We start from the raw sequence: 12,494 nt of genomic DNA, 5'->3' as shown, positions 1-12,494 counted from the left end.
ATAAAACCTCAAGTTATAGGGCTTTTTTATTTCTTTAAAAATGAATTTAAAATTTCTGTAATTTCTGAAGATAAATTAAGCTTATAAACGCTTAATCCATAAATTAATACAAGAAGTAATGATTTTAAACCGATGTTAATTATTGAATGAAAAGGAAATTCCCAAAAGAATAAACCAAAAGCACAAACTAAAATTAGTAACGCAGAGTTTAATGTTTCTTTGGTAAACGGTTGAATTTTAAATTTACTATAAACAAATAACAACTTTACAGTATTGTACACAAAAATGGTTATACAGCTTGCGTAAGCTGCACCATTAATACCGTAAACGGGAATAAAAACCAGATTTAAAATTATGGTTAAAATAGCCAACATAACTCCAAAGACTAATACCATTCTATAATAATCACTATTAAAAAGAATAGCGTTATTGTTTCCTAAAAGATTATCAAATAGTTTAGCTAAACCAATAACTAGAACTACTAAAAAACCTTCTGAGTAATTATCAGGAATCATTGTATATAGCTGATTGATATTGACTATAATTGCTAAAAAGATAAATCCGCTAATTATGAATAAATTCAACGAGCTTTTTTGGTATAATTTTTTAAGTTCAACTTTATTTTTTTCATTTAAAAATTGTGCTGTTAATGGGTTTGTTATTTGATGCATAGATCGTGATGGCACACCAATAACCGTAGCAATATAAATAGCTACGCCATAATAAGCTACATTATTTAATGCTTCAAACTGACCAATCATAAACTTATCAATTTCAAGAATGATATTTGCAATAGAGCCTGCAATAATTATTAATGAAGAGTATTTTAAAACACTAGATAATTTAGGAATTTTAACAAATTTAAATACTGGTAGTTTTAAGTTGAAAGCATAAAGTTTCATCACGACCATTCTTACAATATAAACGATAACTATACCATAAATAAGCTGCTGTACATTTAAATATCCAAAATGAAGTGCTAACAACAAAATAGAAATACAAAGTCTATGAAAAACCTCTTTCATAAAATTACCAAACACACTATGTAAATGTACTTTACTCCATGCATAAAACACCTCAAAGTAAGCAAAAGCAATGGCGCAAACGTAAATTAACCAACTGTAATCTTTGATGATTGGGTTTTCTTTTGCAAGCCAATTTCCAATGGTATCATATGCTAAAACACCTATAAAACCTAACGGAATAATAACAATTAAAGGCAAAAATAACATTAAGGTTAAAAACCCATTTTGTGATTGTCTAGTCTTAAAAGACGAAAAGAATTTAATTATCGTATTATGTGTACCAAAAGCCATTAAAGGCATTAAAATATTGGCTGTAGAGAGTATAAAAGTAATTAATCCAAAATAGTCGTCGGATAAAAATTTAGTGTATAAAAACACTACATTAATAGCACCAATACCAAAACCAAGGTAAGTAATTACCGTGTTTTTTATGGATTGATTAACGACTATACCCATTAAGTTTACAAATTAAATTTTGTGGTTGAAATTTATAGATTATTAATCAAATCTACTAATTGTTTTGTTAACGCTTGTCGCGAAAAACGTTGCAAACCAATAGCATTAACCTTTAAAGAATTATTTTGATAATCTTCAAAAAGTTGCTTAATAGCTGTTTTTAAAGCTGAAAATTCTGAGTAATCAAAAAACTGTCCTGTATTTGTTTGCTTAATAATTGTTTCAATATCCGCACCTTTAGGTCCAACTGCTAATATTGGTCTATTAGACACCATATATTCAAATAATTTACCAGGAATAATAGCTTTTGTGTCTTCAGAATTTATTTCAATAAGCAACAATATTTGTGATTTTTTTTGAAACTTAACAGCTTCACTATGTGAAACATACCCAACTTTATTTACAAAACTAGATAAACCATAACTATTTAAAGAATTTAACACATGCTCTCCAACTTCACCTACTAAATTTAATTGAAAATGTTTTGCGAAATTTTCATCTTCGTTAACAAATTCAGAAAGTGCTTGCCATAAAATCTCAGGGTTTCTTTTAGATAATAAAGAACCTATGTGAGATATGGTAAATTTTTCATCTAAATCGTTAACTATTACTTTTTCTTTATCGTAACCGTTTGTTATTACGCTAATTGGCTTGTCTGTAATAGTTTCAAATTCAGTTTTTGTACTTGGACTTGTTACCACAATGTGATCGGCTTGATTAAGCACTTTTCTTTCTAATTGCTTGTGTTGCTTTTTTGCATAATTGGTTAATTTAAGCTGCTTATGGTAACCTATACTTGTCCAAGGATCTCTAAAATCTGCAATCCAATTAACATCTAATTTTTGTTTAATTTTTAAACCGATTAAATGTAAACTATGTGGCGGACCAGTTGTAATTACAGTATCTATATTAAAATCTTGAATGTAAGTTGTTAAAAAATTAGTAGATGGTTTTACCCATTGTTTTCTAGCGTCTGGAATAAAAAAGTTACCTCTAATAAATAACAACAAACGTTCTGGTATGCTTTGCTTGTTTTTTTCTTTTATAATCCCTTTACTAATTGTTTTGGTTTGTTTAGAAAACAAATTAGCCAATTTATATGGCTCTTTTATGGGTTGTTTTAAAATGATTGCATTTTCAGGAATTTCATCCTTTAAAGTCTTATCAATTATAGGGTAATTAGCATTAGAAGGACAATAAACAATTGGCTCTATATCGTGTTCTGGTAAGTATTTTACAAATTTTAACCAACGTTGTACACCTGGTCCTCCAGCTGGTGGCCAATAGTAAGTCACTATAAGAACACGTTTAGTCATATTATTCTGGTTTACTAGTTTTAAACAGATAAAATAATCCTCCTATTATTAAAAGGAATAATATTACCGAACTTGTTAAAGCAATCTGACTACCAGTTTTAACTACTTTTGGCTCAAATTTAAACTCAATAGTATGATTGCCTTTTGGTATTTGTAAACCTCTTAATGCGTAATTCACTTTATAATGAGGCTTTTCGTTTCCGTCAATATAAGCATTCCAACCATTGGCATAATACATTTCTGAAAATACTACAAAACCATCATTTGAATTATTTGAACTGTATTTGATATAGTTAGGTTTATAAGTTTCAACTTTTATAGATGCTGTAGAATCTACTTTGAAAGTTTTTGCTTTAAGATCTGTTATACTAAAAACAGCTACATTTTTATTATCTAAACTATCTAATATTTTTATTTCTTGATCTGCATTTTTAACGTTTTTAAGTTGTTTTACAAACCAAGCATTTCCGTTAGCGTCATTGTTTAGATATGGGAAAGGCTCTCCGTTTTCACCTTGTCCAATAATATACTTAGCATTAAGCATATTAAGAACATTGATGTTATTTTTTGATAGGTAAAACTCGTATAAATCTTGGTAACGTTTAGGTTTTGCGGCGTGATAACCACCTAAAGCATTGTGAAAATAACTTGCTTTTGCGCCACCTGAAGTTAAATCATACACTCTATAATTAGAATCGTCTTTTAGGATTTGTAAATCGGCTTTATTAGCTTGATATGGACGTTCCATTTTAATTTTAGAAACAAAATCGTCATTGTTAACATAACGTCTATCTACACTTACAAGATCTATTACAATAAGAACAGCAAACGCAAGAATAACTTTAGTTTCGTTGACTTTTTTCTTTAAGAATAAATAAATAATTCCCGCGGAAAGCAACACGAAAAATAAAGTTCTCAACGTATCCATTGTTAAGAAGCTTGCTCTGTCTTCGCGTAAAGCATCAACAAATTCTTGACCGTAATTTTGACGATAATACCCGTCATTACCACCAACAAAATCAAATACTCCAAATAGTTTTCCTAACAGAATTAAAACTGCAAATCCTGCAGTTATCATTGTTGTTTTCTTTAGTGCGTTTAGCTTTTCTTCATCAGAAGTATTATCAAATAATTTTTTTATTGCAATTATTGCCAAAATAGGTATACACAATTCTAAAATAACTTGTATTGAACTTACTGCTCTAAATTTATTGTATAACGGTACGACGTTTATAAAGAAATCGGTTAGAAATTCTAAGTTCTTACCATATGATAAAAGTAGTGATAAAACTGTGCCTCCAACAAGCCACCATTTTATTCGACCTTTTACTAAAAACAATCCTAAAACAAAAAGAAAAATCACAACCGCTCCAATGTATGCTGGAGCTTCTACTATGGTTTGATCGCCCCAATATGTTGGTGTACTTTTTGCGTATTCTTTAGCTTCTGCTGGTGATACGCCTCTATCTGTAAAAAATTTATACATTGCAGAGTTTTCGCCAACATCTTCTCCACTTCCACCACCATAAAATCTTGGGATAAATAGGTTAAAACTTTCAATTATGCCATAACTGTATTCTGTAATGTACTCTTTACTTAAACCGTTTGTGTTTTCTCGATTTGTACCGTCAGAATTGATGGTTAATTCAGATTTTCCGCGTGTACTTTCATTAACATATTCTTTTGTAGCTAAAATATTTGTAGCATTAAGACCTATAGACAAAATTACAGCAACAACTAAAATACCAAGAGACTTAAAATAATGTGGTAATTCTTGTTTTTTATAAGCGTCTATTAAATACACTATACCTAAAACTATAACTAGCAATAGTAAATAATACGTCATTTGATAGTGATTTGCAACAAGCTCTAATCCCATTGCAACAGCTGTTAGTAAAAAACCAGCGATATATTTTTTTCTGAAGGTGAGGATAATACCGCTTAAAACTAAAGGCATATAAGCAATAGCATGTGCTTTACTATTATGGCCAACGCCAAGTATTATGATAAGATAAGTTGAAAAACCAAACGCTAACGCGCCTAATCCAGCCAATTTCCAGTCTACTTTTAGCACTAAAAGCAAAATATAAAACCCTAAAAAGTAAAGAAATAAATAATCTGCTGGTCTTGGCAAAAAGCGTAATGATAAATCTAATTTTTTGATATAATTATTTGGGTATTTTGCGCCTAATTGATAGGTTGGCATACCGCCAAATGCACTATTAGTCCAATAGGTTTCTTCTCCAGTTTCAGCTTTAAAATCTTTTTGCTGTTTTGCCATACCTTGGTAATGAACAATATCACTTTGAAAAATCGTTTTTCCCTGCAAAACGGGATTAAAATATAATAAAGCGCAAACAATAAAACTAACCAACACAATAATGTGTGGCAACAACTTTTTGAAAGAAAACGGCATAAATAATTATAAATTCAATGAGGTTGAAAATTACTCAATTTCTTCGTAATCTACATACTCACCAACATTTTTATTTGAAGATTTATTTTCTGGCATTTTGTCTATAGTCACTTCACCTTCTTTATTAATTGGTTCTTGACGTTGTTGATTAAATGCACCACCAAAACGTTCTTCAGCTTTTTTGGCAGCGTATTTAAATAAGACAGGCGCAAAAATTCTTGATAGGATTTTAAATCCGTAGTAAATTAATAATATTATTAAAATGGTTCTTAATAAACCCATAATTCAAATTTTATTCTATAAATACAAAAATACAATTCTCTAATTTTAATTTCGTTATTTAATAGCTAAAAAAAATATAAAATCTCTATATTTGACTTTAAACAAATAGCTATGCTTAACCCAAAATTCTATTGTAAATACATATTATTTTTCTTCAGTATTTCAGCATTTTCTCAGTATACCGAAGTAATAAACTCTAACAGACCTGGCGAGTCTAAAAGCGCTTTTGCTGTTGGTGTTAATGTTGGTCAGATTGAAGCTGGTCCATACACTGTAAACGAAAAACATACACCTTTAAAGAATGAAGCTAAAGGTTTTGGTATTGACTTTGCGTTACGCTACGGTTTACTTTGGGAAGAGTTAGAAATTAATCTAGAAGGAACTTATCAAAACGATACGTTTACAGATAATAGATCTTCACTTTCTCCAAATGAAACAAACCGATCTAACTTTAGAAATTTTGCTTTAGGAGCCAAGTATTTAGTCTATGATCCTTATAAAAACAAAGAAGAAGAAAAACCTAATTTATATAGTTATCATGCTAATAGAAAATTTAAGTGGAGTAATTTAATTCCTGCAGTAGCTGTTTACGGTGGCGTTAATTTGGATGCAAAAGATAATATTTACGTTCCTTATTCTAACCCATTTACAAGTCCTGCTTATGAAGGTGGCGTTAATTTTAAAGCTATGGTTGCTACGCAAAACAACTTTAGTAGCGGTTGGGTATTTGTCACTAACTTTTCTATGGAAAGGTTAGGCACAGATTTTTCTAGCTTTCAATACATTTTAACACTAACAAAAGCTCTAAACGAAAAATTTGTTCTATTTGGAGAAACTCAAGGTATTAGCGGAGATTATTATGCCGATAATTTATTTAGATTTGGTGGAGCTTACCTTTTTGGAAAAGATTTTCAGTTAGATACAGCACTTACATTTAATACTAAAGATACACCTTCTGTATTTAGTTTAAACTTTGGTGCATCTTATAGGCTTGATTTTCATAAAGATCCAAAAGTAGATAATGGTACTAATGTGATGGATGAATACGAAAGAAAAGCTAACAGAAACAGAAATAAGAAAAAGAAAAAAGGTGATGACAATAATGCTGACGATGGAAAACGCAAGAAAGAAACACAAGTCATCAATTTTGACGACGAATAATCCTATTTTATAATCTATGATAACTATTAAAGAAGTAAAATCTAAAGCAGATTATAAAGCTTTTGTAAAATTTCCTTTTAAAATCTATAACGATTGTAAGTATTGGATTCCGCCAATAATAAGTCAAGAACTAGAGGTTTTTAACACTGAAAAAAACCCTGTGTTTAATGATGCAGATGCAACATTATTATTAGCTTACAAAGATGGTAAAATAGTTGGTCGTGTAGCTGCGATTATTAATTGGTTAGAAGTAAACAAACAAGGCGATAAAAAAATGCGCTTTGGCTGGTTTGATTTTATTGATGACTTAGAGGTTAGTAAAGCATTAATAGAAGAAGTAATCAAGATAGGAAAGAACAATAATTTAGAGTTTGTTGAGGGTCCTGTAGGTTTCTCTAACTTAGATAAAGTTGGTGTTTTAACTGAAGGGTTTGATTATCCTAACGATATGATAACATGGTACAACTATTCTTATTACCAAAAACATTATGAAGCACTTGGCTTTATTACTGAAAAAACTTATATAGAAAGCACCTTTAAATTTAGTAATGTAAATCCTGAAGCTTTTACTAAAATTCAAGATTTAATTAAAAGACGTTACAAATTAAAACCACTTAATTTTACTAAGACTAAAGAGATAATGCCTTACGTAGATAAGATGTTTGACTTGTTTAACCTAACTTATTCAAAACTGTCATCTTTTGTTGAAATTACTGATATTCAAAAAGAATATTTTAAGAAAAAATACATCAACTTTATCAATCCAGAATACATCAAATTTGTTGTAGATCAAGAAAACAATCTAGTAGCTTTTGCTATTGTTATGCCTAGGTTTACTGAAGCATTAAAAGAAATGAATGGTAAATTATTTCCTTTTGGATTTTTAAAACTTTTAAAAGCTAAAAAAGAAAGTAAGAGTGTAAACTTTTATTTAATTGGTGTACATCCTGATTATCAAAACAAAGGTGTACACGGTATTATTTTTAACGAATACTACCCTATTTTTAAAGAAAAGGGTATAGAAGATTGTTACCGCACGCCAGAATTAGAAAACAATGAAGCTATACATAAAATTTGGAAAAACTTTGATCCAAAAATTATAAAAAAACGAAGTACTTACCGAAAAACATTATAAATAAAAAAATCCGATTTAAATATTTAAATCGGATTTTTTGTTTTGTATGTAAGGGGGAATTATTCGCCCATTGCTTTTATTAATGCGGCAGACATACGCTTGTAAGTACCATTTACAAGACGTTCTCTAATTGCATCAAAAGCATCTAATGTTTCATTTACATCTTCTAAAGTATGAGTCGCAGTAGGAATCATTCGTAATAAGATTAATCCTTTTGGTATTACTGGATAAACAACTATAGAACAGAAAATACCATAATTTTCTCTTAAATCTTTAACTAACGCCATAGCTTCTGGAATACTTCCGTTAAGGTATACAGGAGTTACACAACTTTGTGTAGTACCTATATCAAAACCACGCTCTTTTAAACCAGATTGTAAAGCGTCTACAATTTTCCATAAGTTTTGTTTTAACTCAGGCATTGTGCGTAACATATCTAAACGCTTTAAAGCTCCTTCTACTAATTGCATTTGTAAAGACTTTGCAAACATTTGAGAACGTAGATTATATTTTAAATAATCTATAATCTCTTGATCTGCTGCTATAAATGCTCCTGTACTAGCCATAGATTTTGCAAAAGTTGCAAAATACACATCAATATCGTCTTGTACACCTTGCTCTTCTCCTGCTCCTGCTCCTGTTGCTCCTAATGTTCCAAATCCATGAGCATCATCTACAAATAATCTAAAGTTGAATTTTTCTTTTAACGCTACAATTTCTTTTAAACGACCTTGCTCACCACGCATTCCAAAAACACCTTCAGAAATCACTAAAATTCCTCCACCTGTTTGCTCTGCCATTTTTGTAGCACGCTCTAAGTTTTTTTCTAAACTTTCTATGTCATTATGCTTGTAAGTAAATCGCTTACCATGATGTAATCTAACTCCATCTATTATACATGCGTGTGCATCTACATCATAAACAATAATATCGTCTTTAGATACTAACGCATCTACTGTAGATACCATTCCTTGGTAACCAAAATTTAATAAGTAAGCCGCTTCTTTGTTAACAAATTCTGCTAATTCATTTTGAAGTTTTTCGTGTAAATCTGTGTGCCCAGACATCATACGTGCTCCCATAGGATAAGCAGAACCATATTTTGCTGCTGCTTCTGCATCTACCTTTCTTACTTCTGGGTGATTTGCCAAACCTAAGTAATCGTTGATACTCCAAGTAATTACTTCTTTACCTTGAAATTTCATACGATTAGAAATTTGTCCTTCTAATTTTGGAAATACAAAGTAACCTTCTGCTTGCGACGCCCATTTTCCTAACGGTCCTTTGTCTTTGTATATTTTCTCAAATAAGTCTTTCATCTTTAAATGATTATTAAGCCTATGGCTTAAGCTATTAGTATTTAGTTAGATTGAGCAAAATTAGGCAATTTTACTATTCTTGCATAATAAATTGTCAATCTGTTATTAACAAAAAAGTTAACCAAAATGAATTTTCATAATGGCTAACTTTAATTTTATATTTTTAAACGTTACTTAACGTATTGAATGCTTTGTGCTGCTGCTTCATTTTGACTATCAAAAAAGCCTTGATCGTTCATCCATTTATCACTATAAACCTTACTCATGTATCTTGAACCATGATCAGGAAAGATAACTACTACCTTGTCTGTTGGTTTAAAGTAGTCCTCTTCGTTTAGTTGCTTTAAGGCTTGCATTGCTGCTCCAGAAGTATATCCTACAAATAAACCTTCTGTTAATGCTATTTCTCTTGCTGTATGTGCACTTTCTTCGTCTGTAACTTTAACAAACTTATCAATAACATCAAAATCTGTAGCTGTAGGTATTAAATTTTTACCTAAACCTTCAATACGATATGGATAGATTTCATCTTTATCAAACTCACGTGTTTCATGGTATTTTTTTAATACTGAACCGTAAGCATCTACACCAATAATTTTGATGTTTGGATTTTGTTCTTTTAAGTATTTTGCTGTACCAGAAATTGTTCCTCCTGTACCACTACAAGCTACTAAATGAGTAATTTGACCTTCAGTTTGGTTCCAAATTTCTGGTCCTGTAGAATTGTAATGTGCGTCTAAATTTAGTTGATTAAAATATTGATTTATGTAAACCGATCCTTTAATCTCGCTATGTAATCGTTTAGCTACTTCATAATAACTTCTTGGGTCATCTGCACTTACGTTTGCTGGACAAACATATACTTTTGCACCCATAGTTTTAAGCATGTCTATTTTATCTGCTGAAGACTTAGAACTTACTGCTAAAATACAATCGTAACCTTTAATAACACTTACCATTGCTAAACTAAATCCTGTGTTACCAGAAGTAGTTTCTATGATGGTGTCACCTGGTTTGATTATACCTTGCTTTTCTGCTTGTTCAATAATGTATAATGCTATTCGATCTTTTGAAGAATGACCTGGGTTAAAAGCTTCTACCTTAGCATGGTAGTTTCCTTTAAACTCAGTCGCCATTTTGTTTAGTTTTATTAGCGGCGTATTACCTATTAGATCTAATGCGCTATTAAAAACTTGTTTACTTTGTTCCATAAATGCTGTTTAAAAGCTACTTATTTTTTGGTTTTAATTACTAAAACCTGACAAAAATAAGCATTTTTTTTTATTAATCGGTAATTCCTTCTAAATAGAATAAAAAAGCATATTCTAAAGCAACTTCTTTTAAAGCTTCAAATCTACCTGATGCGCCACCATGTCCTGCATCCATATCTGTTTTTAACAATAACAAATTATTGTCTGTTTTTAATTCTCTTAATTTTGCTACCCATTTAGCTGGTTCCCAATATTGTACTTGAGAATCATGTAGTCCTGTAGTGACTAATAAATTAGGATATTCTTTTTCTACTACATTATCATACGGTGAATAGGATTTCATGTAATGATAATAATCTTTATTGTTAGGGTTACCCCATTCGTCATACTCTCCTGTGGTTAATGGAATAGTGTCATCTAACATAGTTGTTACCACATCTACAAAAGGCACTGCTGCAATAACACCTTTATATAATTTTGGGTTTAAGTTTATTACTGCTCCCATTAATAATCCTCCTGCACTTCCTCCCATTGCGTATAAGTGCTCTGAAGATGTATATTTTTTTTCAATTAAATATTTTGAACAATCTATAAAATCTGTAAATGTGTTCATTTTGTTTAGAAGTTTTCCATCTTCATACCATGGTCTTCCTAAGTATTCGCTACCTCTAATATGAGCTATTACATATATAAAACCTCTATCTAACAGACTTAATCTTATTGTGGAAAAATAAGGATCTATTGTAGAGCCGTAACTTCCATAAGCATATTGAAGCAAAGGATTTGTTCCATCTAATTTGATACCTTTTTTATAAACAACAGACATTGGTATTTTTTTTCCGTCTCTGGCTGTCGCCCAAATCCTTTCGGAAGTGTAATTGTTTTTATCAAAACTTTTATCTAAAACCTCTTGTTCCTTTTTAATTTCTTTAGTTTTAGTCTTAAAATTATAGTCTATTACAGAACTTGGCTGTGTTAATGCATTAAATGTATACCTTAAAACATTACTATTAAAATCTGGGTTATTACCTATGCTTGCTGTATAAGTTTCGCTTTCAAAATCAAGATAGTAATCTTCTTTTTTATCCCAACTTATTATACGTAAATGGTTTAGTCCATTTTTACGCTCGTTAACGACTAAATAATTTTTAAAAATTTCAATATCTTCTACTAAGACATCTTCTCTGTGAGGTATTACATCTACCCAGTTTTCTTTTGCTGTAGCTGTTTCTAATGTTTTTTGGACTTTAAAATTAGTCGCTCCATCTTTATTGGTTATTATGTAAAAGCTATCGTTATAATGTGCTATAGAGTATTCTAGGTTTCGTTCTCTAGATTGAAACACTTTAAAGTCGCCTTCAGGATTATTAGCTGGTAGTATTTGATATTCAGAAGTTTGTGTACTAGAGCTTCCAATAATTAAGTATTTTCTTGATTTAGACTTGTAAACATAGGTATGAAAAGTTTCATCTTCTTCAATAAAAACCAATCTATCATCTTCAACCTTTTCTCCTATTTTATGACTGAAAATTTTATCCGACCTTAAAGTAACTTCATCTTTTTTAGCATAGAAGATAGTTTTATTATCACTAGCCCAAGTAGAACTTCCCGTCGTATTTTCTATAGTATCATCTAAAATCTCTCCAGTAATTAAATTTTTAATTTTTATGGTATATTGTCTACGACTAACAGTATCTATTGAAAATGATACTAACGTATTATCCTCACTTACAGAAAAACCACCTATCTTAAAGTATGAATAGCCTTTAGCCATTTGGTTACAATCAAACAAAATTTCTTCTTTTGCTTCTAAAGTTTCCTTTTTTCTAGTGTAAATTGGGTAATCTTTTCCTTGCTCAAATTTGGTGATATACCAGTATCCATTAAATTTATATGGTACACTTTGGTCATCTTCTTTTATTCGAGATTTCATCTCTTCAAAAAGAGATTTCTGAAAACTTTCTGTAGATTTTAATACTGCATTGGTATAATCATTTTCTGCGTTTAAATATTCTAAAACGTCTTTATCTTCTCTTTGATTAAGCCAGTAATAATTATCTACTCTTACATCATTATGTATGGTAAGCTCTTTTTTTATTTTTTTTGCTTTTGGAGCTATTAATTCAGAATTAAAATCTGTCATTTTAGTTCAATTTTTTAGGAAAAAGCAAAT

9 protein-coding genes are annotated in these 12,494 nt (G+C 30.2%); 2 read left to right on the top strand and 7 right to left on the bottom strand.

The window, feature by feature from the left end; all coding sequences use genetic code 11:
* Positions 1–26: 26 nt before the first annotated feature.
* The 4 genes from FHS04_RS01770 to FHS04_RS01755 are packed head-to-tail and all read right to left on the bottom strand — an operon-like array spanning position 27 to position 5,495.
* A complete protein-coding gene (locus FHS04_RS01770) occupies positions 27–1,481 on the bottom strand; it encodes a lipopolysaccharide biosynthesis protein (RefSeq protein WP_106677921.1) in 1,455 nt (484 codons plus the stop codon).
* 32 nt (positions 1,482–1,513) lie between these two features.
* The gene (locus tag FHS04_RS01765) at positions 1,514–2,797 is read right to left on the bottom strand and encodes a glycosyltransferase family 4 protein (RefSeq protein ID WP_106677924.1); all 1,284 of its coding nucleotides are present in this window, start codon (positions 2,795–2,797) and stop codon (positions 1,514–1,516) included.
* Between the two features lies 1 nt (position 2,798).
* Positions 2,799–5,213 (bottom strand): YfhO family protein, encoded by a 2,415-nt coding sequence (locus FHS04_RS01760; RefSeq protein WP_106677927.1) that lies wholly within the window; start codon positions 5,211–5,213, stop codon positions 2,799–2,801.
* Positions 5,214–5,243: 30 nt separating this feature from the next.
* Complete coding sequence (locus tag FHS04_RS01755) at positions 5,244–5,495, bottom strand: DUF4834 family protein (RefSeq protein ID WP_106677929.1); 252 nt, start codon at positions 5,493–5,495, stop codon at positions 5,244–5,246.
* A 111-nt stretch (positions 5,496–5,606) separates the two neighbouring features.
* Here FHS04_RS01755 and FHS04_RS01750 point away from each other — a divergent pair, with 111 nt between their 5' ends.
* Together FHS04_RS01750 and FHS04_RS01745 are read left to right on the top strand one after the other, a co-directional pair.
* Positions 5,607–6,656: a transporter gene (locus FHS04_RS01750; RefSeq protein WP_027878911.1), complete on the top strand. Its 1,050-nt coding sequence runs from the start codon at positions 5,607–5,609 to the stop codon at positions 6,654–6,656.
* A 16-nt stretch (positions 6,657–6,672) separates the two neighbouring features.
* A complete protein-coding gene (locus tag FHS04_RS01745) occupies positions 6,673–7,791 on the top strand; it encodes a GTP cyclohydrolase (RefSeq protein WP_106677931.1) in 1,119 nt (372 codons plus the stop codon).
* Between the two features lie 59 nt (positions 7,792–7,850).
* On the opposite strand, the gene FHS04_RS01740 is transcribed toward FHS04_RS01745, so the two are convergent.
* The 3 genes from FHS04_RS01740 to FHS04_RS01730 form a co-directional block, all read right to left on the bottom strand.
* Complete coding sequence (locus tag FHS04_RS01740) at positions 7,851–9,110, bottom strand: aminotransferase class I/II-fold pyridoxal phosphate-dependent enzyme (protein WP_027878909.1); 1,260 nt, start codon at positions 9,108–9,110, stop codon at positions 7,851–7,853.
* 170 nt (positions 9,111–9,280) lie between these two features.
* Positions 9,281–10,321: a PLP-dependent cysteine synthase family protein gene (locus FHS04_RS01735; RefSeq protein WP_027878908.1), complete on the bottom strand. Its 1,041-nt coding sequence runs from the start codon at positions 10,319–10,321 to the stop codon at positions 9,281–9,283.
* Positions 10,322–10,394: 73 nt separating this feature from the next.
* A complete protein-coding gene (locus tag FHS04_RS01730) occupies positions 10,395–12,464 on the bottom strand; it encodes a S9 family peptidase (protein ID WP_106677934.1) in 2,070 nt (689 codons plus the stop codon).
* Positions 12,465–12,494 lie beyond the last annotated feature (30 nt).

Source organism: Mesoflavibacter zeaxanthinifaciens subsp. sabulilitoris, from assembly GCF_014191595.1.
GTDB lineage: Bacteria > Bacteroidota > Bacteroidia > Flavobacteriales > Flavobacteriaceae > Mesoflavibacter > Mesoflavibacter zeaxanthinifaciens.
The sequence above is the reverse complement of the archived record's forward strand: the minus strand, read 5'-3'. Positions and strand labels throughout refer to the sequence as shown.

Coding starts and splice junctions, on each gene's coding strand:
- FHS04_RS01770 (WP_106677921.1), bottom strand. CDS start 1,481: ATGGGTATAGTCGTTAATCAATCCATAAAAAACACGGTAATTACTTAC.
- FHS04_RS01765 (WP_106677924.1), bottom strand. CDS start 2,797: ATGACTAAACGTGTTCTTATAGTGACTTACTATTGGCCACCAGCTGGA.
- FHS04_RS01760 (WP_106677927.1), bottom strand. CDS start 5,213: ATGCCGTTTTCTTTCAAAAAGTTGTTGCCACACATTATTGTGTTGGTT.
- FHS04_RS01755 (WP_106677929.1), bottom strand. CDS start 5,495: ATGGGTTTATTAAGAACCATTTTAATAATATTATTAATTTACTACGGA.
- FHS04_RS01750 (WP_027878911.1), top strand. CDS start 5,607: ATGCTTAACCCAAAATTCTATTGTAAATACATATTATTTTTCTTCAGT.
- FHS04_RS01745 (WP_106677931.1), top strand. CDS start 6,673: ATGATAACTATTAAAGAAGTAAAATCTAAAGCAGATTATAAAGCTTTT.
- FHS04_RS01740 (WP_027878909.1), bottom strand. CDS start 9,110: ATGAAAGACTTATTTGAGAAAATATACAAAGACAAAGGACCGTTAGGA.
- FHS04_RS01735 (WP_027878908.1), bottom strand. CDS start 10,321: ATGGAACAAAGTAAACAAGTTTTTAATAGCGCATTAGATCTAATAGGT.
- FHS04_RS01730 (WP_106677934.1), bottom strand. CDS start 12,464: ATGACAGATTTTAATTCTGAATTAATAGCTCCAAAAGCAAAAAAAATA.